The sequence below is a fragment of the Bradyrhizobium sp. LCT2 genome (assembly GCF_009931255.1).
In the GTDB taxonomy this organism is placed as follows: Bacteria; Pseudomonadota; Alphaproteobacteria; order Rhizobiales; family Xanthobacteraceae; genus Bradyrhizobium; species Bradyrhizobium diazoefficiens.
Genome location: NZ_CP034432.1, coordinates 8,885,686 through 8,910,477, shown reverse-complemented (window position 1 = coordinate 8,910,477; position 24,792 = coordinate 8,885,686). Strand labels below are relative to the sequence as shown.

The 24,792-nt window shown below is 65.6% G+C and carries 24 protein-coding genes, 1 tRNA gene and 1 pseudogene; 15 read left to right on the top strand and 11 right to left on the bottom strand.

Annotation, left to right across the window (positions count from 1 at the left end; genetic code table 11):
- Positions 1-215: 215 nt before the first annotated feature.
- Positions 216-300, bottom strand: a tRNA-Leu gene (locus EI171_RS42085).
- Positions 301-456: 156 nt separating this feature from the next.
- Here EI171_RS42085 and EI171_RS42080 point away from each other — a divergent pair.
- Entirely contained in the window at positions 457-999 is a 543-nt protein-coding gene (locus EI171_RS42080; RefSeq protein ID WP_011084158.1) for a disulfide bond formation protein B, read from the top strand.
- Between the two features lie 118 nt (positions 1,000-1,117).
- Here the strand turns inward: EI171_RS42080 and EI171_RS42075 are convergent, their stop codons facing one another.
- The gene (locus EI171_RS42075) at positions 1,118-2,203 is read right to left on the bottom strand and encodes an AbrB family transcriptional regulator (protein ID WP_028173574.1); all 1,086 of its coding nucleotides are present in this window, start codon (positions 2,201-2,203) and stop codon (positions 1,118-1,120) included.
- Between the two features lie 93 nt (positions 2,204-2,296).
- Positions 2,297-2,584 carry a PsiF family protein gene (locus EI171_RS42070; protein ID WP_028173573.1) on the bottom strand — a complete coding sequence of 96 codons (288 nt, stop codon included), beginning with the start codon at positions 2,582-2,584 and terminating at the stop codon, positions 2,297-2,299.
- A 201-nt stretch (positions 2,585-2,785) separates the two neighbouring features.
- On the opposite strand from EI171_RS42070, the gene EI171_RS42065 reads away from it, so the two are divergent.
- Positions 2,786-3,283 (top strand): hypothetical protein, encoded by a 498-nt coding sequence (locus EI171_RS42065; protein WP_011084161.1) that lies wholly within the window; start codon positions 2,786-2,788, stop codon positions 3,281-3,283.
- A gap of 147 nt (positions 3,284-3,430) precedes the next feature.
- On the opposite strand, the gene EI171_RS42060 is transcribed toward EI171_RS42065, so the two are convergent.
- The gene (locus tag EI171_RS42060) at positions 3,431-3,979 is read right to left on the bottom strand and encodes a TetR/AcrR family transcriptional regulator (RefSeq protein WP_011084162.1); all 549 of its coding nucleotides are present in this window, start codon (positions 3,977-3,979) and stop codon (positions 3,431-3,433) included.
- Positions 3,980-4,090: 111 nt separating this feature from the next.
- Here EI171_RS42060 and EI171_RS42055 point away from each other — a divergent pair, with 111 nt between their 5' ends.
- From EI171_RS42055 to EI171_RS42035, 5 genes are all read left to right on the top strand, one after another.
- Positions 4,091-4,519, top strand: coding sequence for a thioesterase family protein (locus tag EI171_RS42055; protein WP_028173570.1), 429 nt, complete (start codon positions 4,091-4,093; stop codon positions 4,517-4,519).
- 3 nt (positions 4,520-4,522) lie between these two features.
- Positions 4,523-4,999 (top strand): PaaI family thioesterase, encoded by a 477-nt coding sequence (locus tag EI171_RS42050; protein WP_161536659.1) that lies wholly within the window; start codon positions 4,523-4,525, stop codon positions 4,997-4,999.
- 44 nt (positions 5,000-5,043) lie between these two features.
- Entirely contained in the window at positions 5,044-5,430 is a 387-nt protein-coding gene (locus EI171_RS42045) for a CidA/LrgA family protein (RefSeq protein ID WP_161536658.1), read from the top strand.
- Positions 5,427-6,149, top strand: coding sequence for an LrgB family protein (locus EI171_RS42040; protein ID WP_011084166.1), 723 nt, complete (start codon positions 5,427-5,429; stop codon positions 6,147-6,149). Before EI171_RS42045 ends, EI171_RS42040 begins: the two co-directional genes overlap by 4 nt.
- A gap of 87 nt (positions 6,150-6,236) precedes the next feature.
- Positions 6,237-6,896 carry a DsbA family protein gene (locus EI171_RS42035; protein ID WP_060910142.1) on the top strand — a complete coding sequence of 220 codons (660 nt, stop codon included), beginning with the start codon at positions 6,237-6,239 and terminating at the stop codon, positions 6,894-6,896.
- 81 nt (positions 6,897-6,977) lie between these two features.
- On the opposite strand, the gene EI171_RS42030 is transcribed toward EI171_RS42035, so the two are convergent.
- The 3 genes from EI171_RS42030 to EI171_RS42020 all read right to left on the bottom strand — a co-directional run bounded on the left by EI171_RS42030 (position 6,978) and on the right by EI171_RS42020 (position 9,337).
- On the bottom strand, positions 6,978-7,184 hold the full coding sequence (locus tag EI171_RS42030) for a hypothetical protein (RefSeq protein WP_027544339.1): 207 nt from the start codon (positions 7,182-7,184) through the stop codon (positions 6,978-6,980).
- An 85-nt stretch (positions 7,185-7,269) separates the two neighbouring features.
- Positions 7,270-8,337 (bottom strand): phospholipase, encoded by a 1,068-nt coding sequence (locus EI171_RS42025; protein WP_161536657.1) that lies wholly within the window; start codon positions 8,335-8,337, stop codon positions 7,270-7,272.
- Between the two features lie 28 nt (positions 8,338-8,365).
- Positions 8,366-9,337 (bottom strand): S1C family serine protease, encoded by a 972-nt coding sequence (locus EI171_RS42020; protein WP_011084169.1) that lies wholly within the window; start codon positions 9,335-9,337, stop codon positions 8,366-8,368.
- A gap of 293 nt (positions 9,338-9,630) precedes the next feature.
- Here EI171_RS42020 and EI171_RS42015 point away from each other — a divergent pair, with 293 nt between their 5' ends.
- From EI171_RS42015 to EI171_RS41990, 6 genes are all read left to right on the top strand, one after another.
- The gene (locus EI171_RS42015) at positions 9,631-11,049 is read left to right on the top strand and encodes a M20 family metallopeptidase (RefSeq protein ID WP_161536656.1); all 1,419 of its coding nucleotides are present in this window, start codon (positions 9,631-9,633) and stop codon (positions 11,047-11,049) included.
- 262 nt (positions 11,050-11,311) lie between these two features.
- On the top strand, positions 11,312-13,102 hold the full coding sequence (locus EI171_RS42010) for a peptide ABC transporter substrate-binding protein (RefSeq protein WP_161536655.1): 1,791 nt from the start codon (positions 11,312-11,314) through the stop codon (positions 13,100-13,102).
- Between the two features lie 29 nt (positions 13,103-13,131).
- Positions 13,132-14,091 (top strand): ABC transporter permease, encoded by a 960-nt coding sequence (locus tag EI171_RS42005; RefSeq protein ID WP_011084172.1) that lies wholly within the window; start codon positions 13,132-13,134, stop codon positions 14,089-14,091.
- Positions 14,057-14,974, top strand: coding sequence for an ABC transporter permease (locus tag EI171_RS42000; RefSeq protein WP_028173562.1), 918 nt, complete (start codon positions 14,057-14,059; stop codon positions 14,972-14,974). Before EI171_RS42005 ends, EI171_RS42000 begins: the two co-directional genes overlap by 35 nt.
- A complete protein-coding gene (locus EI171_RS41995) occupies positions 14,974-15,969 on the top strand; it encodes an ABC transporter ATP-binding protein (protein ID WP_028173561.1) in 996 nt (331 codons plus the stop codon). Before EI171_RS42000 ends, EI171_RS41995 begins: the two co-directional genes overlap by 1 nt.
- On the top strand, positions 15,966-16,934 hold the full coding sequence (locus EI171_RS41990; protein WP_011084175.1) for an ABC transporter ATP-binding protein: 969 nt from the start codon (positions 15,966-15,968) through the stop codon (positions 16,932-16,934). The genes EI171_RS41995 and EI171_RS41990 overlap by 4 nt, the downstream gene beginning before the upstream one ends.
- A gap of 24 nt (positions 16,935-16,958) precedes the next feature.
- Here the strand turns inward: EI171_RS41990 and EI171_RS41985 are convergent, their stop codons facing one another.
- Both EI171_RS41985 and EI171_RS41980 read right to left on the bottom strand, forming a co-directional pair.
- Entirely contained in the window at positions 16,959-17,582 is a 624-nt protein-coding gene (locus EI171_RS41985) for an HAD family hydrolase (protein WP_371740372.1), read from the bottom strand.
- A 110-nt stretch (positions 17,583-17,692) separates the two neighbouring features.
- Entirely contained in the window at positions 17,693-18,724 is a 1,032-nt protein-coding gene (locus EI171_RS41980) for a helix-turn-helix domain-containing protein (protein WP_028173559.1), read from the bottom strand.
- A 392-nt stretch (positions 18,725-19,116) separates the two neighbouring features.
- Between EI171_RS41980 and EI171_RS46965 the strand changes: the two are divergent.
- Positions 19,117-21,009: pseudogene (locus EI171_RS46965) on the top strand (autotransporter domain-containing protein).
- A 13-nt stretch (positions 21,010-21,022) separates the two neighbouring features.
- Here EI171_RS46965 and EI171_RS41970 read toward each other — a convergent pair.
- Together EI171_RS41970 and EI171_RS41965 are read right to left on the bottom strand one after the other, a co-directional pair.
- A complete protein-coding gene (locus tag EI171_RS41970; protein ID WP_060910151.1) occupies positions 21,023-22,927 on the bottom strand; it encodes a sensor domain-containing diguanylate cyclase in 1,905 nt (634 codons plus the stop codon).
- Positions 22,928-23,106: 179 nt separating this feature from the next.
- A complete protein-coding gene (locus EI171_RS41965; protein WP_011084181.1) occupies positions 23,107-23,328 on the bottom strand; it encodes a dodecin in 222 nt (73 codons plus the stop codon).
- Between the two features lie 460 nt (positions 23,329-23,788).
- Between EI171_RS41965 and EI171_RS41960 the strand changes: the two genes are divergently transcribed.
- Positions 23,789-24,790 carry a family 16 glycosylhydrolase gene (locus tag EI171_RS41960; RefSeq protein ID WP_011084182.1) on the top strand — a complete coding sequence of 334 codons (1,002 nt, stop codon included), beginning with the start codon at positions 23,789-23,791 and terminating at the stop codon, positions 24,788-24,790.
- The last annotated feature ends 2 nt before the right edge of the window (positions 24,791-24,792 follow it).

Sequence of the window (24,792 nt, the reverse complement as noted above, 5' to 3'; positions counted from 1 at the left end):
AATTCCTTGATTCGGAATAGCGAAAGTCAGCGTGAACGTTTGTTCTCCCGATACCAACTCGATACCAACAAAAATACCAACAAATCAGGCGGCTGGGAGCGAACGAGAACAAACGGTGATGAGCACCGATGTACGCGGAAGTCCTAACTTTTCAAGGGGTTGGAGCGCTGCGTGGACGGCTGCGAACGTTCACGAACGAGCACGAACAATCTAGTTGGTGCCCCTGGCCGGAATCGAACCAGCACTCCTTGCGGAACTCGATTTTGAGTCGAGCGCGTCTACCAGTTCCGCCACAGGGGCCCTCGGTCGGCCCCCAAAGCGGGCGTCGCGAAGCCGGCGGACTATAGCCATGGACAAAGCGGGGTCAACCCGCGCCAAAGTGATCCCGGCTGTTCTCGACAGCCGCTTGGGCCGGGGTTAGAGGCTAAGGAAAGCGACCGACCGGAAGAGGCTGCCGTGACGACCCAGAGTGCCGCAATACCTGCATTCAAGCCGGCGGCCACGAGCCCCGCCCTGATCGCCTCGCTGCTCGTCACGCTGATTGCGGCAGCCACGATCGCGGGCGCCTGGTTCTTCCAGCTCGTGCTGGGGATTGTGCCTTGTCCGCTCTGCCTGGAGCAGCGCTACGCCTATTATCTCGCGATCCCGCTCGGCGCGCTGACCGCGCTTGCGGCGAGGAGCGGCGCGCCGCGACCGCTGCTGCTCGCGGGGCTTGCGATCCTCGCGCTGGCGACGCTCGCCAATGCCGGGCTCGGCACTTACCATTCCGGCGTCGAATGGGGGTTTTGGAAGGGGCCGACCGACTGCTCCGGCCCGGTCGTCAATCTCGGCAGCGCCAATGATCTGCTCTCGCGGCTCGACACCGTGAAGGTGGTGCGCTGCGACGAGGTGCAGTGGCGCTTCCTCGGCCTTTCGCTCGCCGGCTACAACGTGCTGATCTCGCTGCTGATGGCCGCCATCGCCGCCTGGGGATTTGCAGCGACGGCGAAGCGTACGTAGCTGCCGTAGGGTGGGCAAAGGTGCGCTCCTTACGCGCCGTGCCCACCATTCATCAACATTCACGCCAGTCGTTGGTGGGCACGCAGCGCTTTGCCCACCCTACGCGAGCTGCGTCCGCTCAATCGTCCACGTCGTCCTGCGTGCGCCCGAACAGGTGCACGATGCCGGGCGTCGCGATCGTCACGAACACGAAGCGCGACAGGTGATGGGCGCCGACGAAGATCGGGTCGATGTGCAGCGTCAGGGCCAGGGCCAGCATGGCGTCCATCGCGCCCGGCGCGAAGGCGACGACGACGTCCGAGAACTTCACCTGCGTGGTGAGGGCGACGATGCCGACGAAGATCGCCGAGACGGCGATTGCCACGGCAAATGATCCCAGCGCCGCGTTGATGTGGCCGGCGAGGGTCTTGATTCGCATCCGCGCGAAACGGCTGCCGATCAGGGCGCCGATGCCGATCAGCGCCACGCCGCGCACCCAGTTCGGCAGGCCGCCCTCGACCCAGCCGGCGCCATGCAGCACGCTGGAGGCGATCATCGCGCCGAACATCCAGCTCGCCGGAAACCTGATCAGCCGCAGGACGAGCGCCGCGGCCAGCGAGGCCGCGACCAGCTCCACGAGATCGAGCGGCGAGGCAATGGCCGTCGTCAGGGACGGCGCAGCGGAAGGCGCCACGCCCGCGAGCGCCAGCACCATCGGCAGCGCGGCGGTGAGGATGATGACGCGCATGGTCTGCACCACCGCGATGCCCGGCAGGTCGGCGCCGCGCTCGACCGCCAAAATCGTGATCTGCGACAGCGCGCCGGGGCTGCCGGCGAGGAAGGCCGAGGTGCGATCCCAGCCATGGACGCGCTGGAGGTAATAGCTCGAGCCGAAGGTGGAGCAGAAGGTCGCAAGTGCGAGCAGGCCGATGGTGAGGGGATAGGCGCTGACTTGCTGGATCAGGTGGCGCGAGACGACCGAGCCCAGCGAGATGCCGAGCAGCACCAGCACGGTCTGGGTCAGGATCGGCGGCAGCGTCAGCTGGCGGCCGGCGATCGCGGCGATACCGACCGCGATCATCGAGCCCGAGATCAGCCCGCCGGGGAGATTGGCGACGAGAAACACGAGGCCGCCGGCAGTGCCGATGACGAGTGTCTCCACCGTGCTCAAGATCTTGGCACGGCTCGGCCATTCGAACGGCAGGGAGGCGGTGATTTGCTTCACGCCACCTTATCGCAAATCAGCGAGAAGCGCACAATTGCGGCTAGGTCATGCCGCAATGCGCACGCGTCTCGCCGAAGCCGGGGGGTGACTGATTTACTTCTTGTCCGCGGCAGCCGGCGCGGCCGAGCCGGCCTTGGCGGTCTTGATGCATTCGGAGCGGAATTTCTTGCGCTCCTTGCCATGCAGCCCCTTGGCATCCGCCTGCTTGGAGCATTCGAGCGACTCGGCCGAGTGCTCCTTTGGTGCCTTCTTGTCCGTGGGCGCGGCGGTTGTGGTCTTGGTGTCGGTCTTGGCGGCCGGCGCGGCGGTCTGCGCAAAGGCGGTGCCGGTGGCGAGCAGGGAGGCGAGGGCGACGGCGGCGAGGCGAGAGGCGAGGGTCATGGTGTTGCACTCTTCTTGGGAAAATGGCGAAGGGCTGGAACGTCGGCTCGCGTTGCTGAACGCGACATGAATGAGCTGCGTGACGGGATCACTATATTTTGGCGGCGAAAGTCATCGCATCCTTGTCGCAAGCGACCGGCACGCTAGGATAGCAATCCTCGTTTAACTTCCGTCGGGCAAGACCAAGGAGGAGACCTAGGGATGACCATTCAGGCAAAATTGTTGTGTGCGATCGTGGCGTCGGGTGTCGCGGCATTGGTGGCCGCCGCGCCGGCACAGGCGCTGACCTCGCAGGAGTGCAGCGCGAAATATCAGGCGGCCAAGAAGGACGGCTCGCTCGGCACCATGAAGTGGAATGACTTCCGCAAGGCCCAGTGCGGTGCGGACGCGACGCCTGCCGCCGCGCCGACCGCGGCTGCTCCGGCTGCGCCCGCCGCTCCTGCAGAGCCGAAACAGGCGAAGAAGGAGGCTGCCCCCGCTGCGGCTCCGGCGCCGAGCCTGCCTGCCGGTCCCGCGATCTATCCGAACGCGATCGATCCGAAATACGCCAAGGAAACTGCCGGCAAGGCCCGCCTGCACACCTGCGTCGACCAGTACAATGCCAACAAGACCACCAACGGCAATGGCGGCATGAAGTGGATCGAGAAGGGCGGCGGCTATTACAGCGAATGCAACAAGAAGCTGAAGGGCGCCGCCTGAGCTTCGACTTGACGCGATGGCCGGAGCGAGGCTCCGGCCATTTCGGCTGAGGCATGATCCGGAAAACTACACAGCGGTTTTCCGGAAAGATCATGCTCAAACAATGGTCTAAAGCGCGATGGCGATTCGTCCTGATCGCATCGCGCTTTAGATCAGCAGCTTCTCGGCCGATTTCGCCACGAGCTGCGATCGCTTGCGCGGGCCGCGCTCGACGAACAGCAGGCTCTGGCCGAAGATGAAGCAGTAGAACAGGAAGGCCTGCGCCTCGGCCTCCTCGGCCTCGAGGCCGGTCGCGCGATAGAGCTCGGCGACGTGCTTGAGCCGCGCCGCATCCACGCTCGCCACCGCCGCCGCGGCGTTCTCGTCCGAACGGGCCCATTGCCGGATCGCCAGCTCGATCGCCATGCCTTCCGGGTTGAGCCGCTCGGAGTAGAGCTGGATCACCGCCTTCAGCCGTTCGCGGGGCGCCTGCCCGTCGAGGCTCGTCTGCTGCGCGATCGCCGCCGTGCGCCCCTCGCGCCAGCGCTCCAGCATGGCCGCGAGCAACGCGGCGCGGTCGGCGAAGCGGCGGTAGAAGCCGCCCTTGGTGACGCCGAGGTTCTTGGCGAGCACCTCGACCCGCACCCCCTCGACCCCCGAGCGGGCGAGCTCGGTAAATCCCGCCTCGACCCAGACATCGCCCTTTCCGTCGCTCATGAAGAAAGCCCATCCGGTTCTTGATACGGTACCGTATTGCTAACGCGGCGAGGCCCTGATACGCTACCGTATCAACAATCAAGGGGCAGAAAAGCGCAGGGAGAAATTGCGATGGAGCAGGAGGCAACCTATCGCGGCACGGTCTATCCGTGGCAATGCGATCATGTCGGCCACATGAACATCATGTGGTATGTCGGCAAATTCGACGAGGCCAACTGGAATCTGTTCGCCCGCCTTGGGCTGACGCCGAGCTACTTGCGCAGCTCCGGTCGCGGCATGGCCGCCGTGCAGCAGAACATCACCTACAAGCGTGAGCTGCTGGCCGGCGACATCGTCGAGATCCGCAGCCACCTGCTCGAGGTTCGCGACAAGTCGATCCGCTTCCGGCACGACATGACGAACGCCGAGACCGGCGAGATCGCTGCGTTCTGCGAGATCACGGGCGTGCATATGGACCGTGAGCTGCGAAGGTCCGCGCCGTTCACCGATGCCATCCGCGACGCCGCTTTGAGGCATCTTGCCGAACCGGCCGAGGCTTGAGCCATGACCGCGTTCGAGCCGAAAAACCCGGGCTATCGCGCCGCGGCCATCGCCATGTTCGACGGCCAGCCGGCGATGCGCACGCTCGGCATCACGATCGTCCGCCTTGGGCCGGGCGAGGTCGAGCTGGCGATGCTGCATTCGCCTGAATTCACGCAGCAGAACGGATTTATCCATGCCGGCATCATCACGGCCGGGCTCGACAATGCCTGCGGCGTTGCCGCCTTCACCCTGATGCCGCACAAGGCCGATATCCTCACCGTCGAGTTCAAGACCACGCTGCTCGCACCCGCCCGCGGCACGCGCTTCGTCTTCAGGGCCGAGGTGGTCAAGCCCGGCCGCACGCTGACCTTCTGCGAGGCCAGGGCCTTTGCCGAGCACGAGGGCAAGACCACGCTGATCGCCACCATGACCGGCACCCTGATGGCGATGCTGCCCCGCGTTGCGGCTTCGCCCGAGGTGCGTGCGTCCCGCGCATAGCGGCGATTGACAAGCCTGCCGGCGCATCCCTTGATGCGTTCGTCATGCTCGCAAGCCTCGGCCTCATCCTGCTCTGCCAGTTGATCGGCGAAGCCGTCGTGCGCGGCCTCGGCCTGCCGCTGCCGGGACCCGTGCTCGGCCTGCTGCTGCTGCTGCTGATCCTGCTGCTCGCGCGCGACCGCCTTGCGCTGTTGGCGCGCGGGCCGTTGCGCAACGGCGGCGTGGAGACTGCTGGCAAGGGATTGCTGGCTCATCTGTCGCTGCTGTTCGTGCCGGCCGGCGTCGGCGTCGTCCAGGAGCTCGATCTGCTCGCATCGCACGGCGTCGCCATCATCCTCGTGCTCGCGCTCTCTGTGGTTGTCACGCTGCTTGCGACGGTGCTCACCTTCCGCCTCGTCAGCCGCCTCCTGAGGCAACAGGACGCCCGATGAAGGACAACCCGTTCTCGCTCTGGGTCTATCTCTCGCAGTCCCCGCTGCTGTGGCTGACCGTGACCCTGCTGGTCTATGCGAGCACGGATGCGGTGTCGCTGGCGAGCCGGCGCCATCCGCTCGCCAATCCCGTGCTGCACGCGATGTGGATCATCGGTGTGTTCCTGCTCGTAACGGGCACCTCCTACACTACCTATTTCGCCGGTGCGCAGTTCGTGCATTTCCTGCTGGGGCCCGCCACCGTCGCGCTCGCCGTGCCGCTCTACGAGAACCGCAAGCGCGTGGTCTCATCTATCGTGCCGATGCTGGTAGCGCTCGTTGCCGGCTCGGTCACGGCGGTGGTGTCGGTGGTGCTGCTGGCCGAGCTCGCCGGGCTGCCGCGCGACGTCGTGCTGTCGCTGGCGCCGAAATCGGTCACGGCCGGCGTTGCCATGGGCATCGCCGAATCCCTGCACGCCGATCCCTCGCTGGCGGCGGTTGCGGTCATCCTCACCGGCATCATGGGTGCGATCATCGTGACGCCGCTGATGAACCGCACCGGCGTCACCGATTTTCGGGCGCGCGGATTTGCCGCCGGCCTTGCCGCGCACGGCATCGGCACCGCGCGCGCGTTCCAGGTCGACGAGATCGCCGGCGTCTTTTCCGGCATCGCCATGAGCCTGAACGCTTTGGTGACCTCGTTCCTGGTCCCGCTGGCGGTCACGCTGCTGGTGCGATGACATCGCCGCCGCAACACTCTATATGACCTGTAACAATTCCCGGTCTCGATCCGTATCGACGGGGATGGGACCGAAACGGGACGAGATATGGCTGGATTCAGGAATAAGGGCCTTGTGCCGACGCGGCGCGCCGCGCTGACGCTGATCGGGGCGGGCGCCCTCGCGGCGGGCGGCATCACCTCGGCGCTGGCAGCCGCCGCCGATGACGAGGTGCTGACCGAAACCAAGGTGCTGCGCGATCCGGACACGCCCGTCGCCGGCAATCCCGAGGGCAATATCACCATCGTCGAATGGTCCGACTACAATTGCCCCTATTGCCGCAAGCTCGAGCCCGAACTGCGCCAGGTCGTCCAGGACGACGGCAAGGTGAGGCTGGTGATGAAGGACTGGCCGATCCTCGGGCCGGTGTCGGTCACGGCGGCGCGGATCGCGCTCGCGGCGAAATTCCAAGACAAGTACCATCAGGCCCATGACGCCATGATGGGCGTCAGCTCGCGCCTGACCGAGCCGCGCATCAATGAGCTTCTGGCGGCTGCCGGCGTCGACATGGACCGGCTGAAGCGCGATCTCACCGACCACGCCAAGGACATCGACGCCATCCTCAAGCGCAACAACGAGCAGGCCGAAGCCTTCGGCTTCCGCGGCACCCCGGCCTTCATTGTCGGCAAGTACCGCGTGCCCGGCGTGCTCAGCATAACCGAATTCGAGCAGGTCATCGCCGACGCGCGCAAGGCCAAGATGAACTAAGGCGCTCGCCGCAACTGACACGCCCAATACGAAGGCGCCGCCGCGGACCGCGACGGCGCCTTGTTCATGATGTCAGCGACGTTACTTCGACGAGATGCGGACCCAGTCCTTGTGCGCGCGATCGCGCAGAGCATCCCAGTCGGCCTTTGCGACATCCCAGTTCACAATGGTGCGATTGGTGGTCGCGACCTCGCCATTGGCGACGGATGAGGTCTGCATGGAGTCATAGACATAGACGCCGCCCGCGAGAAGCAGCGCGCCCAAAATCATTCCGAAAAAAGTCTTCATAGCGAACCTCCGGTGTCGCGCCGATAACGTCGGCACGGCGCGATGGTTCCGCGGCCATGCGGCGCATCTAAGGAGAGGTTGTTCATTATCCGTTCAGCCACGCCAGCAGCTCCGCATTGATCTCGCGCGGATAGGTGTGGCTGAGATCGTCGATCTCGCGATAAACGACGTCGGCGCCGGCGGCGGAGAGCGCCGCTTGCGTCTGTCGCGCGGTCTGCACAGGAAACATCCAGTCGAGCTTGCCGTGGGTGATGAAGATCGGCAGGCGCTGCAGGCGCGCAGCATCCGCCATCTCCGCCATCAGCGGGTGGAAGGTCGCCGACACCGGCGCGAGATGCGTAAAGGGCGATGCGCCATCGAGCCCGCTGACGTAGCAGAAGGTGCCTCCGTCGCTCATGCCGGTCAGCAGCATGCGCGAGCCGTCGATGGACCAGCGGCTGCGCACAGTCTCAAGGATGCGCATGAGGTTGGGCGTATCAGTGTCGTCGCCCATCAGCGCCCAGGTTTGACCGGTTGCAGTCGGCGCCACCAGGATCGCACCCAAGCTGCGGGCATCGCGGAGCCAGCTCCACAGGAATCCACGGCCATTGCCGCTGCCGCCATGCAGCGCCATCACCAGCGGCATCGCGCGCTCCGGCGAATAATATTCGGGGACATAGACCGAGAAGCCGCCGCGGCTGCCGGGCTCGTTGTGATCGTGGAAGATGCCACTGTGCTCGCCCGCGCCAGCCTCGAGCCGTGCCAGCAGAATTTCGTCCTCGCGCCTCGCGGCGTTGAGGAAGAAGCTGCTGACCGGCGGAAATTGCACGGCAAGCGGATAAAGCGCCTCCAGCGCGCGCGGTACGTGGCGCAGTGCGCGGAAGACGGCGACGAGATCGCCGTTGCCGCGCTCGACCTCGCGAATGCCGGCAAAGGCGGCGAGCGTCTCGTTGCAGGCACCATCGAGCCGGTCGCGCAAGCCGGCGAATTGTTCAGGCCAGGTGCCGATCGCCGAATGTGCGGCTTGCAGTGCGTCGTCCGGCGCGCCGATCGCGTTCATCACGGACGCGAAGGCTGGCGGATGCAGGTGACGGGTGAAGAAGCCGAGCGCCTCCAGCGCGTTCAGCAGCGGCGGCAGCACGGCCACGATGTCGTCAACGACGGCCTCGGTCATCGCCGCTTCCTTGCTTCAGTTCGGCCGGTCAGTGCAGCTTCGGCGCCTTCAACAGCTTGAAGCGGTCGGTCGAAGTCACCGTGACGTCGAAGGTGACGCCTTCATGATGCACGGTGAGCGGGACGTCGACGCCGGCGGCGCCGAGCGCCCACATCTTCTTGTAGAAGGCGGTCTGGCTGATGATCTTCTCGCCGTCGACGGCGAGGATGACGTCGCCGGTCTTGAGCTCGGCGCGGGCGGCCGGCCCGTTGGCGGAGATCCCGATCACCACCACGCGGTTGTCGATCTCGGTTGAATAGAGCCCGAGCCAGGGCCGCGACGGCTTGTTGACGCGGCCGAACTTGCGCAGATCCTCCAGGATCGGCTTCAACAGGTCGATCGGCACGATCATGTTGACGTGCTCGGCCTTGCCGTCGCGTTCGCGCTCGAGCTGGAGCGAGCCGATGCCGATCAACTCGCCGCGCTCGTTGAGCAAGCCGGTGCCGCCCCAGTTCGGGTGCGCGGGATGTGTGAAGACGGCCTCATCCAGCAGATATTCCCAGTAACCGGCGAATTCCTGCTTGGCCACGATCTGGCTCGCAACCGATCGCGTGCGGCCGCCGGCGCCGCCGACCACGACGCGGTCGCCGACCCGGGTCTCCGCCGAGCTGCCGAGCGGCAAGGGTTCGACGTCGAGCTCACCCAGCGCCTGCACGAGGCCGAAGCCGGTGACCGAATCGAAACCGAGGGCATGTCCCTCGACGACGCGCCCGTCGGCGAGGTGCAGCCACACCGATTCCGCCTCGGTGATGAGATAGCCGATGGTCAGCACCAGCCCGTCGTCGATGACGACGCCGTTGCCGGCGCGCTCGGTGCCCAGCGTCTCGGCGCTGAACGCGTCCGGCGGGATGATGGCGTGCAGGCCGACGACGGACGCGAGCGCGCGGTCGAGATCGAAACCGTATTCGCTCGCACGCGGCTGATTGGCCGGCGGCACTCTCCATTCGGTCAGGGCGGGCATGGAGTTCTCCTGGCTGAGTGCATCGCCCCGCCGTGGCTAGCGGAACGACGCGCGAAGCATGGATAATTTAGGCCGGAGAAGGCCGTCTTGAAAGCCTCGTTTCCCAACTATTCCGCAGAACGCCGCGTGAAATCTTCGAAAGGCGCGGGACCGTTTCGCGCGCGGTCGGCGGCCCGGCGGTCCTTCGATCCGGCATCCGCCGCATGGCTGCTGTCCGGCGAGGTGCTAGGCGCCGTGTAATGAAGCTGCTAACCATTGCCGCTTCGTTTGACCAAGAGATCACGGACCGAAACATGGACAACCGCAGCGACATCTGGCGTGGCGTCGACACGATCAAGGCGCGTTTCATCGACCTCAGCGACAAGGTCTGGGGCATGCCGGAGGTTTGTTACACCGAGGCGCGGTCCGCCGCCGAGCATCTCGCCGAACTGCGCCATCAGGGCTTCCGTATCACCGAGAACGTCGCCGGCATCCCGACCGCGCTGATGGGCGAATGGGGCGAGGGCGGACCGATCATCGCCTTCATGGGGGAATATGACGCGCTGCCGGGTCTCAGCCAGGAGGCGGGCGTGGCGGAACATCGTCCGGTCGAGACCGGCGGCCATGGCCATGGCTGCGGTCACAATCTGCTCGGTTCTGCGGCACTGCTCGCCGCGACCGCGGTGAAGGACTGGCTCGCCGAGAACAAGGTGCCGGGCCGCGTGCGCTACTATGGCTGCCCGGCTGAAGAAGGCGGCGCGGCAAAGGCGTTCATGGTGCGCTCCGGCGCGTTCGAGGATGCCGACGTCGCCATCACCTGGCATCCGCACAGCTTCTGGGAAGTGGCGGTGACGCCGTCGCTCGCGAACACGCGCGCCGACTTCATTTTCACAGGCCGCACCTCGCATGCGGCCGCCTCGCCGCATCTCGGCCGTTCCGCGCTCGATGCGGTGGAGCTGATGAATGTCGGCGTGAATTACATGCGCGAGCACATGCCGAGCGACGCGCGGGTGCATTACGCGCTGCTCGACACCGGCGGCATTGCGCCCAACGTGGTGCAGGCGCATGCGCGCGTGCGCTACTCGATCCGCGCCCGCGATCTGCCCGGCATGAACGAGCTGGTCGGCCGCGTGAGCAAGATCGCGGACGGCGCGGCGCTGATGACCGAAACCATGGTGGAGATGAAGATTATCTCCGCGGTCTCCAACATTCTGCCGAATACGCCGCTGGAGCAGGCGCTGCATCGGGTCATGGAAGAGCTCGGACCGCCGCATTTCGACGACGCGGACAAGGGGTTTGCCACCCAGATCCGATCGACGCTGACCGACAAGGACATTGCCTCGGTCTACTACGCGATCGGGATGGAGCCGACCGATCGGCCGCTGGCCGACTTCCTGGTGCCGCTCGATGCCAAGCGCAACCCGCTGGTCGGCTCGACCGACGTTGGCGACGTGAGCTGGGTGGTGCCGACCGTGCAGGTTCACGCACCGACGGTTGCAATCGGCACGCCGTTCCACACCTGGCAGGTGGTGGCGCAGGGCAAGAGCCCGCATGCCCACAAGGCCATGGTGCAGGCGGCCAAGGCGATGGCGGGTATCGGCATCAAGGCGCTCACGGAACCGGAGCTGATCAAGGCCGCGAAAGCCGACCTTGCGAGGCGAACAGCCAAGACACCTTACGTCTGTCCGCTGCCGGACCACGTCGCGCCGCCACTGGATATGTCCGTGGTGTAGAATTTCGTCTCGATACTTCGTCTGATCCGGCGAACAAATTTTCTGCAGTGCAACGTGGATTCCGGCTTGTTTTGACGCCGGATTGCCGAACGCTTGGGCTGCGGAACGCAGTTTTGCCCAACGGACAGCCAGAACACCGTTTGCATACACACAGTCGCAGTTGACGGGCGGCCTATTCGGTGTGCCATCTACGGCCAGACAAAACCCGGCGGTCGCATCGCGGCCGCCTGCATCCATTCGGGAACCAGACGGGGGACAAACCATGCTGGATAAAGAACTGCGTTCGATGATCGGCCAAGTGAAGGACGGACGGATGGATCGCCGTGCCTTCATCCAGCGTCTTGCCGCTGTCGGTTTGACCGCACCGCTGGCCAACCAGATCCTCGCGCTGGGCGGCGTCGCCATGGCGGAAGGCGTTTCGACCTACAAGCCGACCAAGCGCGGCGGCGGCGGCGCACTGAAGCTGCTGTGGTGGCAGGGGCCGACCCTGCTCAATCCGCATTTCGCCACCGGCACCAAGGACCAGGACGGTTCGCGCCTGTTCTACGAGCCGCTTGCCTGTTGGGATCCGGACGGCAACATGAAGCTGGTTCTGGCCGCCGAAATCCCGTCGATCCAGAACGGCGGCCTCGCCGCCGACGGCAAGTCGGTGACCTGGAAGCTCAAGCCCGGCGTCAAATGGCACGACGGCAAGCCGTTCACCGCCGACGACGTCGTGTTCAACTGGGAATACGCCAAGGATCCCGCGACCTCCGCGGTCACCATTGCGACCTATCGCGACATCGTCGTCGAGAAGGTGGATGACCTCACCGTCCGCATCCTTTTCAACAAGCCGACGCCGTTCTGGGCCGATGCTTTCGTCGGGGCTCCGAACACCATCATCCCCAAGCATCTGTTCGCGGATTACAAAGGCGCGAAGTCCCGCGAGGCGCCGAACAACCTCTCGCCGGTCGGCACCGGCCCGTACAAATTCCTCGAGTTCAAGCCGGGCGATCTCGTCCGCGGTGAGCTCAATCCCGACTATCACATGCAGAACCGTCCGTATTTCGACACGCTCGAAATGAAGGGCGGCGGCGATGCCGTCTCGGCGGCGCGCGCGGTGATCCAGACCGGCGAATACGATTTCGGCTATAACATCCAGGTGGAAGACGACGTGCTGTTGCGCCTGGAGAAGGGCGGCAAGGGCAAGGCCATCTACGCCGTGGGCGGAGACACCGAGTTCATCGCGCTGAATTTCACCGACCCGAACACCGAGGTCGATGGCGAGCGCTCTTCGATGAAGACGAAGCACCCGCTGTTCTCCGATCCCGCCGTACGCAAGGCGCTGGCGATGCTGGTCGATCGTGAAGCGGTGAAGAAGGTGATCTACGGCCGCGCAGGCCGCACCACGGCGAACTTCCTCAACGGCCCCGAAAAGTTCGTCTCCAAGAACACGAGCTGGGAATTCAGCATCGAGAAGGCGTCGAAGATGCTGGATGACGCCGGCTGGAAACCGGGTGCGGACGGCATCCGCGAGAAGGACGGCAAGAAGCTGAAGCTTCTGTACCAGACGTCGATCAACGGCCCGCGCCAGAAGACCCAGGCCATCGTCAAGCAGGCCTGCCAGAAGGCTGGCATCGACGTCGAGCTGAAGTCGGTCGTCGCCTCGGTGTTCTTCTCCTCCGACGCCGGCAATCCCGACATCTACCCGAAGTTCTATGCCGACATGGAGATGTTCCAGATCCCGATGAGCCAGCCGGATCCGTCCCAGCACATGCGGCGCTATATGTCGGCCAATGTGGCGACCAAGGAGAACAAGTGGCAGGGACAGAATTTCCCGCGCTACGTCAACAAGGAGTATGACGACGCGATCCTGGCCGCGGAAGGCGAGATGGACCCGGTCAAGCGCGCGGCGCTCTACATCAAGGCTAACGATATCCTGATCGGGGACACCGTGTTCATCCCGGTGCAGCATCGCCTCAAGGTGGAGGCCGCTGCTAACAACCTGGTTTGCGTGGTCAGCGGTTGGGCGAACGAGACCGACAACCTGTTCGACTGGTACCGGGAGGTATGATCGCGCAGGCCTAGGCGGGGTCTTTCCCTATGAGTCAATATGTCCTGCGTCGCCTGCTGATCGCCATTCCGAGCCTGCTCGGCATTTCGCTCGTGCTGTTCGTCGTGCTGGCGCTCGCCCCCGGCGATCCGTTTTCGGAACTGGCGACCAATCCGAACGTACCGCCCGAAGTCGCTGCCGCGCTTCGGGCGAAGTTCGGCCTCGACGATCCGATCTATCTGCGCTACCTGCACTGGCTCTCCGCCATGGCGCATGGCGATTGGGGGTTTTCCTTCGTCAGCCGGATGAACGTCGATGCGCTCATCCTCCAGCGCCTGCCGGCGACGCTCTATGTGATCGGCTCGGCGCAGATCCTGGCGCTCCTGATCGCGATTCCGGTCGGCGTCTACGCGGCGACCAAGCCGTATTCACTGTTTGACCAGATCGCCAACGTGCTGGCCTTCGTCGGTTTCTCGCTGCCCACCTTCTTCACCGGCATCCTCTTCATCCTGATCTTCTCGGTCACGCTGGACTGGCTGCCCTTCGTCTATTCCAGCGACATCAAGGCCACCGGCATCCGCTGGGTGCTCGAGATGATCCGGCAGGCGATCATGCCGGTGGCGGTGCTCGGCCTGTTCCAGGCGGCGTCGATGACGCGCTTCGTGCGCTCGGCGATGCTGGATGTGATCCGGCTCGACTACGTCACCACGGCGCGCGCGAAGGGACTCGGGCAGGCCAAGGTCATCGTCAAGCATGTGATGCGCAATGCGATGATCCCGGTCGTCACGCTGATCGCGCTCCAGATGCCGGCGGTGTTCGGTGGCGCCATCGTCACCGAGCAGATCTTCCGCATCCCCGGCATCGGCTCGCTGCTGATCTCCTCCATCCTTTCCAACGACACGCCGGTGGTGATGGCCGTCACCTTCGTCTTCGCGTGCCTTGTGGTCCTGTTCAATCTCATCGCGGACGTCCTGTATGGCTGGCTTGACCCTCGCATCTCCCTCCGCTGAGCGGCGCGTCTACTCGCCCTGGCGCGAGACGTGGCGGCGCTATAGCCGCCACAAGCTTGCCGTGGTCAGTGCGTTCCTGCTCCTCATTCTGGTGCTGGCGGTGGTCGCCGGCCCCTTCGTCTGGCGGGTCAAGATCGACGACATCGACATCGTGGCGGGCATGCAGGGGCCCTCGCTCGCCCATCCCTTCGGCACCGACGATCTCGGGCAGGACATCCTCGCCCGCATGATCTATGGCGGGCGCATCTCGCTCGCGGTCGGCCTTGCCGCGATGCTGGTCTCGGTGTTCGTCGGCACGCTGATCGGCGCGCTTGCCGGCATGTCGCGCGGTGCGGTCGGTCACGGGCTGATGTGGCTCACCGATCTGTTCTTGTCGCTGCCGCAGCTGCCGCTGCTGCTGCTGCTGATCTATCTGTTCCGCGACGGGCTCAAGGCCGCGTTCGGCCCCGAGGGCGGCATCTTCATCCTGATCGTGCTCGTGATCGGGGGCCTGCGCTGGATGCCGGTCGCCCGCCTCGTGCGCGCGCAGTTCCTGTCGATCCGCGAGAAGGAGTTCGTCGAGGCCGCGCGCGCGCTCGGCGCCAGCCCGGTGCGGCAGGTGGTGCGCCACATCCTGCCCAATGCGCTCGGTCCGGTGATCATCGCCGGCACCATCGACGTCGCCGCCGCCATCATCGCGGAATCGACATTGTCCTTCCTCGGCCTCGGCTTTCCGCCGGACACCCCGACTTGGGGGCGGCTGCTGTACGACGCCAAGGACTTCCTCGATATCGGTCCGCACTGGGCGCTGTTTCCGGGCGGCGCGATCTTCATCGCGGTGGTCGCCATCAACTTCATCGGCGACGGCCTGCGTGACGCGCTCGATGCGCGACGGGTGATCTGATGGCGCCGCTGCTCGAGATCAAGGGCCTGAAAACCCATTTCTCCACCGACGACGGCATCCTGCAGGCCGTCGACGGCGTCGACATCTCCATCAACCGCGGCGAGACGCTCTGTGTCGTCGGCGAGTCCGGCTGCGGCAAGACCGTGACGGCGATGTCGATCCTGAAACTGATCGCGATGCCGCCCGGCCGCATCGCCGCCGGCCAGATCATCTTCGAAGGCCGCGATCTCGTGCCGCTGACGAGCAATCAGCTCGACGAGATCCGCGCCAAGGAGATCGGCTTCATCTTTCAGGAGCCGATGACCTCGCTCAACCCGGTGCTCACCGTCGGCGAGCAGATCGCCGAGAGCCTGCGCCGGCATGAAGCGGTGACGAAGAAGCAGGCGCTCGAGCGCACCATCGAGATGCTCAAGCTGGTGCAGATCCCCAACGCCGAAGGCCGCGTGCACAACTACCCGCACCAGTTCTCCGGCGGCATGCGCCAGCGCGTGATGATCGCGATGGCGCTCGCCTGCAAGCCGAAGCTGATCATCGCCGACGAGCCCACCACCGCGCTCGACGTCACCATCCAGGCCCAGATCCTCGACCTCTTGCAGGACATGAAGGAGCGCTTCGGCATGGCGGTGATGCTGATCACCCATGCCATGGGCGTCGTCGCCGAGACCGCGCAGCGCGTCGTCGTGATGTATGCCGGCAAGGTGGTGGAGGAGGCGAGCGTCGACGATCTCTTCGCCGATCCCCGCCATCCCTATACGCAAGGCCTGATCCGCTCGATCCCGCGCATCGACCTCGACAGCGAGCACAAGACGCGGCTGGAGGCGATCGGCGGCTCGGTGCCGATCCTGATCAATCCGCCGGTCGGCTGCCGCTTCGCGCCGCGCTGCAAGTTCGCGATGAACGTCTGCACCGAGAAGGAGCCGCTGCTCCGCGAGGTCTCGCCCGGCCACCGCATGGCCTGTCACCTGGGGGATACGCAGTTGGGAGCCGCGTCATGAGCGAACCCTTGCTCCGCGTCAGCGGTCTGAAGAAACATTTCCCCGTTCTCGGCGGCTTGCTGTCGCGCCAGGTCGGCAGCGTCTATGCGGTCGACGGCGTGTCGTTCTCGGTCAATCGCGGCGAGACGCTCGGTCTCGTCGGTGAATCCGGCTGCGGCAAGTCGACGACGGGGCGCTGCGTGCTGCGCCTGATCGAGCCGACCGACGGCGAGGTCACCTTCGACGGCCAGGACGTGCGCCAGCTCGGCGGCAACGATCTGCGCGCGATGCGGCGGAACATGCAGCTCGTGTTCCAGGATCCGTTTGCCTCGCTCAATCCGCGCATGACGGTGGGTACGATTCTCGGCGAGGCGCTCGTCATCCACAAGCTCGGCTCATCGGCCAAGGAGCGGGAGGAGCGCGTCGCGAGCCTGCTGGTCAAGGTCGGCCTCAAGGCCGAGCACATGCGCCGCTACCCGCACGAGTTCTCCGGCGGCCAGCGCCAGCGCATCGTGATCGCGCGGGCGCTCGCGGTCGAGCCGAAGCTGATCGTCTGCGACGAGCCGGTGTCCGCGCTCGACGTGTCGATCCAGGCGCAGGTCATCAATCTGCTGGAAGACCTCCAGGCCGAGCTGAACCTCACCTATCTCTTCGTCGCGCATGACCTCTCTGTGGTCGAGCACATCTCCGACCGCGTCGCGGTGATGTATCTCGGCCGCATCGTCGAGCTGGCGAAAGCCAGCGACCTCTACCGCAACCCGCAGCACCCCTACACCAGGGCGCTGTTGTCAGCGGTGCCGGTGCCCGATCCCAAGCTCAAGCGTGAGCGCATCCGCCTCAAGGGCGACGTGCCGAGCCCGATGAAGCCGCCGTCAGGCTGCCACTTCCACACCCGCTGTCCGATCGCCCAGCCGCGCTGCGCGGAGAGCGCGCCCGAGCTGAAGGAGGGCGCTGGCGGTCACTTCGTGGCGTGCCATCTCGCCTGAGGCCGGGCAAAGCGGAAGGCGTATTCATTCGCCCTGAAGCAGGCCGTGCGCCGAGAGGGCCTGCCTGAAAGCCTCCACCGACGTGTGGTGATGCGCGAACAGGCCCGCCTCGCGCGCGCCGGCAACATTGGCCGGGAGATCATCGACGAACAGCACGGTCTGCGGCATCACGTCGAGCTCGGCCAGGCAGCGGCGATAGCAGCGCGGGTCCGGCTTTGCCGTCTTGAACTGGGCCGAAGTGTAGATCCGGGAGCCGAACAGCGGCCGCAAGTCCGGCAGCAGCGTGTCGATGTGGTCGGCGACCAGCGTGGTATTGTTGGTCAGGACGGCAATATCGACGGTCTTGCGCAGACTTCGGGCAATCTCCAGCATCGCGTGATCGGGCTGCATCGAGCGGCGCCGCGCCTCCACCCACTCGTCGAGCGACAGCGGATAGCCCATGCGTTCGCCAAAGCCCCGCAGATAGTCAGGGGCGTCGAGAGCGCCGGAATCGCCGAGCAGCTCGAATCCGCTGTCCCAGATTGCCTTGTGGACGAGCTCGCTGGTCGATCCCGCGAGCTCCGCCAGGCATGCCACACGCTGTCCCCTGTCGTAGTTGCACAGGACATTGTCCATGTCGAAGAGGACGAGCTTGATCGCGTCAGTCACGGTAGCACTCTCGGATTGGCTTAAATGTCCGGTCGATTCGTAGTCATATCCCGCTGGAACGTGGACGACAAATCCAGGCCGGGCCGAGCTCCGAGATGAGCGCGACACCTCTACGATCGTGATGCGCGGCGGCGGGCCAGCTGGTGCAACACTGTATCGAAAGCCGGGATCGCTCCGGTCTCGCGGAGCCACGTGTCGGTCAGCTCCCTGAGCTCGCCCGGCGTCAGGCCGAACTTGCGGCGAAACGCCCGGATGAAGGTGGAGTCGCTGCTGAACCGCAAGCCGACAGCGAGGTCGATTAGACGTTTGTCCTGCGCCGCCGGCGACAACAGCCGCTGAAAGGCGAGATTGAGCCGCTGCTCTCTCACGTAATGCGCCAGCCCGCCATCTGCCTCGAACAGCCGGTAAAGCGTCGCGCGCGAAATCTGGAAATGGCGGCAGAGCTCGCTTACGCCGAGCGCGTCGGTCTCGAGATTGTCCGCGATGCGGCGCTTGATCATTGCCAGATAAAGATGTCGCTCGGCCCGCTCGACGCCTTCGGCGATGTCGGCCGTACCGCCCGCAGCCGCGGCAACGATGTCGGCGATGGCCTCGATCGTGGCCTCGACGCTGCCCGCCTCTGGCTCAGGCGGCAGCGCAAGCGCTGCGTAATGGCTTGCGAGCAGGCGCGCGTGAGGGTGGTCTGACGGCAACAGGGTAGCCGTCGCCGAATCCGGATGCGCGAGCCGTGGCGCCAGCATCGACCGTTGCACGATGATTGCCATCAGGTGGGTGCGTCCGCTACCGCCGCGAAACACCGTCCGGTTCGGCTGCGCCATGTCGAGCAGGCAAATGTCACCGGGCCGCAACGTCACCTCGCGGCGACCGGAGCTGAACCGCATCTCGCCTTCGATGCAGAGGGTCATCTGATAGTGGTCGAGGCCGCCGCGTGCGATGTGCGCAGGCGTCCGGTCGTATTCGAGGTCAGTGGCGCGAGAATCGACCAGCAATGCGTTGCCGGCCATCACTGTCGTGGTGGTGATGTGGAAATCGTTCTCGTCGGTGAGCGCAATGACATCGCAGATGTCCACGGTCATCGCGCGCAACTGTCTCAGCGCGCTCGGCCCGTGTTCGGGGTCGTCCGCCAGCATCGTCTTGTTCACCGCCGTCTCGTCCGCATCACGCCTCGACGAGGTCGCGCGCCTTAATGTTCTGAGCCCGGCAGCAGACCAGCATCGCCCCCGCATGTAGCGGTTCGGCAACGAGGACGCAAGCGACGTCGGACGATGAGGGCGTTCGACGAGGCTGCGGGCGCGCGGCCTCGATGTGCCGCACATGCATCACTGTTCACCGAAATCCACGCCTGAGACACCGGGCACATTGTGCAGGTGTCCAGTCTGCTAACGACGCGTCGAGATCACCAGCGTTGCCACGCAGCTTGCGTCCGAGGCTCTTCATGACGACCAGATTGCGTCCGCCCTCGTGCCTGTCGATCGGGCAGACGAGCCTTCGGCTTGGTGCACGCCGGTGTGCAACGCTCGCAAGTGTTGCGGTCATGGCATCGTTCTTCGGCCTGTCCGGTGCGGCGCGCGCAGCGACGCTGGTGGTGACCTCTACGGCCGACAGCGGCGCCGGCAGCCTGCGGGGGGCGATCGCCAGCGCCACGAGCGGCGACACCATCCTGTTTCAGGTCAGCGGTACCATCACGCTCCTGAGCGCGCTGCCGATCATCACCAAGAACATCACCATTGACGGCAATGGTAACAACCCGACCATCAGCGGCGCCGGCACCTACCGGCCGTTCTTCATCGGCGATGCCGGGACCACCGGCTCGACCTATTCGGTGACACTGAAGAGCCTGACCATCGCCAATGCGGTGGCGCAGGGCGGAGCCGGTTTGGGCTCCGGTGCCGGCGCCGGACTCGGCGGCGCGATCTTCGTTTCCAGCAACGGCGCATTGACCTTGTCGAACGTCGCCGTCTCGAACACGCAGGCCAAGGGCGGCGGCGTCGTGGACAACTTCGGAGAGGTGGGCGGCGGGGGCGGCGTGGGCGGCAAGTCCTATCCTCTGACTCCGGCTGGAGCCGGTGGACTATTCGTCGGCTCGGACGCCAACAGCTCGGGCACTGCCGGCGGTCCGAGCGGTGGGGTGCATAACGGCGGTAGTGGTCCCCAGACCGGAGGCGCCGGTGGTTTCGCCAGCGGTGGCGGCGGTGGTTCGTCCGGCGGGGGGCCCGTGGCTGGAGGCGCGGGCGGTTTTGGCGGTGGCGGTGGCGGTGCCAATGCGGGCGGAGCAACAACGGGCGGTTCGGGCGGCTACGGCGGCGGAGGTGGCTCGGCAGCCGGATTGTCCACCTCGACCGGCGGTGCCGGCGGCTTCGGGGGAGGCGGCGGCGGGATCACGGCTGCCGGGCGCGGCGGCTTTGGCGCCGGCAATGGCGGCAGTGGTGGGACCGGATCCAACTCCGGTGGTGGTGGCCTCGGTGCCGGCGGTGCCATCTTCGTGCAGAGCGGCGGGACGGTGGCCGTCCAGGGCGATCTTTCAAACGCGCTGACGCATTCGCGATGATGACAAAAGCCCCGCCGCAGACCTTTGCGCAACGCTGGAGCGTGTGGGCCGCGGGCTTCGGCGGGTCGCAGTGGACCGACGGCAACGCGGCGGGCGGTTCAAATGCAGCGACCAGCCGCATCGTTGGCACCGTGGTCGGAGCCGACTATCGGCTCTCACCGTACACGTTGCTTGGCTTCGCGCTCGCCGGTGGTGGCACCAGCTTCGGTGTGAACGGCCTCGGCTCGGGCCGCTCCGACCTGTTCCAGGCCGCCGCCTATCTGCGACACACGAGCGGGTCGGCTTATCTGTCGGCGGCGCTGGCCTATGGCTGGCAGGCCATCACGACCGACCGCACTGCAACGATCGCAGGCGCCGATCACCTGCGCGCCGAGTTCGACGCCAATGCGTATTCCGGTCGTCTCGAAGGCGGCTATCGCCATGTCGCGCCGTGGATCGGCGGGATCGGCATCACACCCTATGGCGCGCTACAGTTCACGACGCTCGATCTGCCGGCCTATGCCGAGCAGGCCGTTGCCGGCTCCGCCGCATTCGCCTTGCGCTATGCCGCCAGGACCGTCACGGACACCCGCAGCGAGCTGGGCCTGCGCACCGACAGATCCTTCGCCATGCAGGCCGGCGTGCTGACGCTGCGCGGCCGCCTCGCATGGGCGCATGATTTCAATCCGGACCGCTCCGATTGCCGCGACCTTCCAGGCGCTGCCGGGCGCGAGCTTCGTCGTCAACGGCGCTGCGCAGGCTCGCGACTCCGCGCTCACCACGGCTTCCGTGGAGATGAGCTGGCTGAGTGGCTGGTCCGCGGCGGCGAGCTTCGAAGGCGAGTTCTCGAACGTCACCCGCAGCTACGCCGGCAAGGGCAGCGTTCGCTACGCCTGGTAGGCCGGCGACTGCGTCACGCGCTCCTCGCGGGCCAGGGCACGACCTGTCCCGACATCACCAGCCGGTCGCGGCCGCTGTCCTTGGCGGCATAGAGCGCGCGGTCGGCGGCCGCCACCAGCGCGCTGGAGTCGGTCGTGGTCTCGGATGGAAACGCCGTCGCGCCGCCCACACTCGCGGTGACGAGCCGCGAGGGCGGATTCTGTGCATGCAGCATGGCGAGGTCGCGCAACGCACCGCGAATCTCCTCGCCGACCCTGGCGCAGCCGTCGGCGTCGGTGTTCGGCAACAGCACGGCGAACTCCTCGCCGCCGTAGCGCGCCGCGAAGTCGGCCGGCCGCCGGGGATGAGCGGACAGGATCCGCCCCAGCGCACGCAGGCAGCCGTCGCCGGCCAAATGCCCGTAATGGTCGTTGAACGCCTTGAAATGATCGACGTCGATCAGCAGGAGCGAGAGTTGGGTGCCATCGCGGCGGGCGCGGGCCCATTCGTCCGCGAGGCGCTCATCGAATGCGCGCCGGTTGGCGAGCCCGGTGAGGCCGTCGGTCGCCGCGAGCGAGGCGAGCTTGTTCTGCAAGTCCTTCTGCTCGGTCATGTCGCGCACCACCGCGACGACGCCGTCGATCTCGCCGCTGTCGGACGCCCGGGTCACGTGCAGGGCCGACTCGGCCCAGATCTCGCCCTTGTCGCGATGGCGCTGACGGTAGACGAACCTCGCCTCCTCGGCCTCGCCATTCTTCAGCGCGGCAATGGCCTGCTCGACCCGTTCCATGTCCTCCGCGTGAACCCCGGCCACGGCCGACGTCCCCAGGAGTTCGTCGGAAGACCATCCGATGATGCGCGCGCATGACGGAGAAACGTAGATCAGCCGGTTGTCCAGTCCGATCCGGGTCACCATGTCGCTGGATTGCTCGGCCAGCAGGCGGAAATGGGCTTCCTTGGCGATCAGAGCCTGTGCCATGCGCTGCCGCTGCAAGAGCTGACGGACCAGGTAAAAGCCGATCGCCGCGATCAGCAGGACGAGGCCGACGACAACGGTCATGCGTGCACCCGCCGCGCGGCGCCAAGGGGCCAGCACGTCGTCCTGCGACTTGCTCGCCAGCACCATCAGGGGATAGCGGCTGCTGCGCTGGTAGTAGCTGAGCCGCTGCACGTTATCCAGCGGCGACTTGAAATAGTAGACTGCCGCAGCCGGACGGCTTTTCCATTGCTTGAACAACGGCGCGTTGGACAGGTCGCGTCCGACGAAGGCGCCGCTCTCGTCGTGGCTGCGCGCCAGCATGATGCCGTCGTTGTTCAGCAGCGACGCCGAGCTGTGCGGACCGAGGTCGAAGCGCTCGTAGAACTTGACGAAATAGCTGACGTCGATCGTGAGCAGGGCAACGCCGGCGAAGCTGCCGTCGGGATGGTTGACCCGGCGCGACGCAGTGATGATCCACTGGCCCCCGGCCCGGCTCTTGACGGGGCGTCCGATCAGTGTGCCCGGATCCGGCGAGTCGCGATGACGCTGGAAATATTCGCGGTCGCTGTTGTTGAATTTGGAGAAGTCGACCTGCTCGGTCGTGGCAAGCCAGCGGCCGGTCTCGTCATAGACGAAGATGCCGCGGATGCGGTCCGATGATTTGCGGGTCGGCAGATAGGTCTGGAGCTTTGCGATGGTGTCCGGACCCGTTCCATCGAGCTCGAGCCGATGGACCAGCCCGACGAGGATGGTATCGACGAGTTCGAACGTGTCGTCCGCATGCTGGATCAGCGATTGCGCGAGGTTGGTCACGTCGATTTCGGCGGTCCTGAGCTCGGCATTGCGCGTTTCCCATTCGCGCCAGCCGCTCAGGCCCAGGATGGCGAAGCAAGTCAGCATGACGAAACCCGCCGCCCAGAGCGGAAGACGCGTTTTCCCGAGGTCGCGGCCCGTATTCATCAGGCTTGCTCCATTTCGGTGCAAACCTCTCACTTTCGCCTTAACGGCCTGTTGCGTCATCCGCGCTGATTGTGCGAATCCCGTATTCGGCCGGAACCGGTCCTCGATGTTTCGACGGGTTATCGTCGGCTGATGTTAACCACGCTGACCTCACGCCGGATCCGCCCGGCGTTCCTGCCTCACTCCTCCAGCGTAAACCCGACGCGCAGCGTCACCTGGTAATGGCGCACGGCGTTGTTCTCGATGTGGCCGCGCGTCTGCACCACCTCGAACCATTTCATCTCGCGGATGGTCTTGGCGGCGCGGCTGACCGCGTTCTTGATCGCATCCTCGATCGAGGTCTCGGACGATCCGACCAGTTCCAGGATCTTGTAGACGTGATCTTTCTCGGCTGTGGGCATGGCGCGTCTTCCCCTGTGCTTTGACGGGCCCGGATACCGCTCCCGCAGTGTATTCGAGAGCGTTGGGCCTCCAGATTGAACGGACGCCCGCGCTTCGGGTTCCGTGCTCCGTGATGGCCCGCATGCGCCAGCCAAGGTGGAGCAGGCCGCGCCCGCGAGTGTTGCCGCGGTGAAGAAGAGATAGCCGATGCCGACCGACAGAAATGCGAGCGGCGCCGTCAGCAGTCGTATTGCGGTGGATTGGTCCAGGGCCTGAAGCCATATGCCGCCGGCGACCTCGAACCTGACGGAGCGCCGGCCCGCCCACCGCTGGTTCCCGGTTTGTGCAAGTGCACGAAAATATGGCTCCCGCCTGCGGGCGGTACCCTCAAATTCGTGCGCCGCCGCATGGCCGCTCTTGCTCGCGCCAATGCGGGCGCGTTAGCCTCAATCCGCTTCCTTATACCTTCGATGTGCAGCGATGATCGGCCGTTGGACGAAGAGCGCTTTGGTCGCAATCAGTCTGTCCGCCGTGCCCGCGATCGGCGCAGTGCAGGACGATCTCGACGGCGCGCCCGGCACCATGTCGCTGCAAGTGACGACCGATCCGTCGATGATCGAATGCCGCAAGCTCGAAACGGTCAATCCTGCCTCGCTGATGTTCCTGCCGTTGCGGCGGACGTTCAACGAGGATTTCGACGAGCACCCGCTGTCGGGCGGACGCTGGGTGCCGCACTATGCCGGCGGTGCGGCGTGGCCGGAGGCGCGCTATTGGGGCGGCGACGGCTCCGACTTCAAGCGCAAGACCAGCGCCAATGGCGAGCAGCAGATCTATGTCGATCCGCGCTACACCGGGCGCGCATCGGCGCCGCTCGGGCTTGATCCGTTCAAGGTGAAGGACGGCGTGCTCTCGATCGTCGCGAGCCGCACGCCGCAGGAATTGAAGTCCGTTCTGTTCAACAACGAGTACATCTCCGGGATCCTGACCACGCAGGGCAGGTTCGCGCAGAAGCACGGCTATTTCGAAATCCGCGCCAAGGTCCCGGTCGGCCATGCGGTGTGGCCTGCGTTCTGGATGCTGGCGGACGACGGCGGCTGGCCGCCGGAGGTCGATGTGCTGGAAGGCCGCGGCGAGCGGCCTGGCGATCTCGTGATGACGACGCATTGGCGGATTCCGTCGACCCAGAAGATCCAGTCCTGCGGCTTCGACTTCGCGGTCGGCGACGCTTCGAGCACATTCCACAATTACGGTGTGCTGTGGGAGGAGGATCGCCTGGTCTACTTCATCGACCGCGAGCCGGTCTCCGACATCAAGGTGCCGATCGGCTTTGACGATCCCATGTACCTGATCGTCAATCTCGCGATCGGATCGAAGTTCTTCGTCGGCGTCGGTCCCGTCGATGCGGAATCGCCGCCGAGCGTCGCATTCGAGATCGACCGGATTTCCGCCTATCAGATCGACATGGAGCAGGCGCGGAGATAGAT

What these genes read in the sequence shown, in the direction of transcription:
- EI171_RS42070 (WP_028173573.1), bottom strand. Translation starts at nt 2,584, where the DNA reads ATGACCCTCGCCTCTCGCCTCGCCGCCGTCGCCCTCGCCTCCCTGCTC.
- EI171_RS42065 (WP_011084161.1), top strand. Translation starts at nt 2,786, where the DNA reads ATGACCATTCAGGCAAAATTGTTGTGTGCGATCGTGGCGTCGGGTGTC.
- EI171_RS42060 (WP_011084162.1), bottom strand. Translation starts at nt 3,979, where the DNA reads ATGAGCGACGGAAAGGGCGATGTCTGGGTCGAGGCGGGATTTACCGAG.
- EI171_RS42055 (WP_028173570.1), top strand. Translation starts at nt 4,091, where the DNA reads ATGGAGCAGGAGGCAACCTATCGCGGCACGGTCTATCCGTGGCAATGC.
- EI171_RS42050 (WP_161536659.1), top strand. Translation starts at nt 4,523, where the DNA reads ATGACCGCGTTCGAGCCGAAAAACCCGGGCTATCGCGCCGCGGCCATC.
- EI171_RS42045 (WP_161536658.1), top strand. Translation starts at nt 5,044, where the DNA reads ATGCTCGCAAGCCTCGGCCTCATCCTGCTCTGCCAGTTGATCGGCGAA.
- EI171_RS42040 (WP_011084166.1), top strand. Translation starts at nt 5,427, where the DNA reads ATGAAGGACAACCCGTTCTCGCTCTGGGTCTATCTCTCGCAGTCCCCG.
- EI171_RS42035 (WP_060910142.1), top strand. Translation starts at nt 6,237, where the DNA reads ATGGCTGGATTCAGGAATAAGGGCCTTGTGCCGACGCGGCGCGCCGCG.
- EI171_RS42030 (WP_027544339.1), bottom strand. Translation starts at nt 7,184, where the DNA reads ATGAAGACTTTTTTCGGAATGATTTTGGGCGCGCTGCTTCTCGCGGGC.
- EI171_RS42025 (WP_161536657.1), bottom strand. Translation starts at nt 8,337, where the DNA reads ATGACCGAGGCCGTCGTTGACGACATCGTGGCCGTGCTGCCGCCGCTG.
- EI171_RS42020 (WP_011084169.1), bottom strand. Translation starts at nt 9,337, where the DNA reads ATGCCCGCCCTGACCGAATGGAGAGTGCCGCCGGCCAATCAGCCGCGT.
- EI171_RS42015 (WP_161536656.1), top strand. Translation starts at nt 9,631, where the DNA reads ATGGACAACCGCAGCGACATCTGGCGTGGCGTCGACACGATCAAGGCG.
- EI171_RS42010 (WP_161536655.1), top strand. Translation starts at nt 11,312, where the DNA reads ATGCTGGATAAAGAACTGCGTTCGATGATCGGCCAAGTGAAGGACGGA.
- EI171_RS42005 (WP_011084172.1), top strand. Translation starts at nt 13,132, where the DNA reads ATGAGTCAATATGTCCTGCGTCGCCTGCTGATCGCCATTCCGAGCCTG.
- EI171_RS42000 (WP_028173562.1), top strand. Translation starts at nt 14,057, where the DNA reads ATGGCTGGCTTGACCCTCGCATCTCCCTCCGCTGAGCGGCGCGTCTAC.
- EI171_RS41995 (WP_028173561.1), top strand. Translation starts at nt 14,974, where the DNA reads ATGGCGCCGCTGCTCGAGATCAAGGGCCTGAAAACCCATTTCTCCACC.
- EI171_RS41990 (WP_011084175.1), top strand. Translation starts at nt 15,966, where the DNA reads ATGAGCGAACCCTTGCTCCGCGTCAGCGGTCTGAAGAAACATTTCCCC.
- EI171_RS41970 (WP_060910151.1), bottom strand. Translation starts at nt 22,927, where the DNA reads ATGAATACGGGCCGCGACCTCGGGAAAACGCGTCTTCCGCTCTGGGCG.
- EI171_RS41965 (WP_011084181.1), bottom strand. Translation starts at nt 23,328, where the DNA reads ATGCCCACAGCCGAGAAAGATCACGTCTACAAGATCCTGGAACTGGTC.
- EI171_RS41960 (WP_011084182.1), top strand. Translation starts at nt 23,789, where the DNA reads ATGATCGGCCGTTGGACGAAGAGCGCTTTGGTCGCAATCAGTCTGTCC.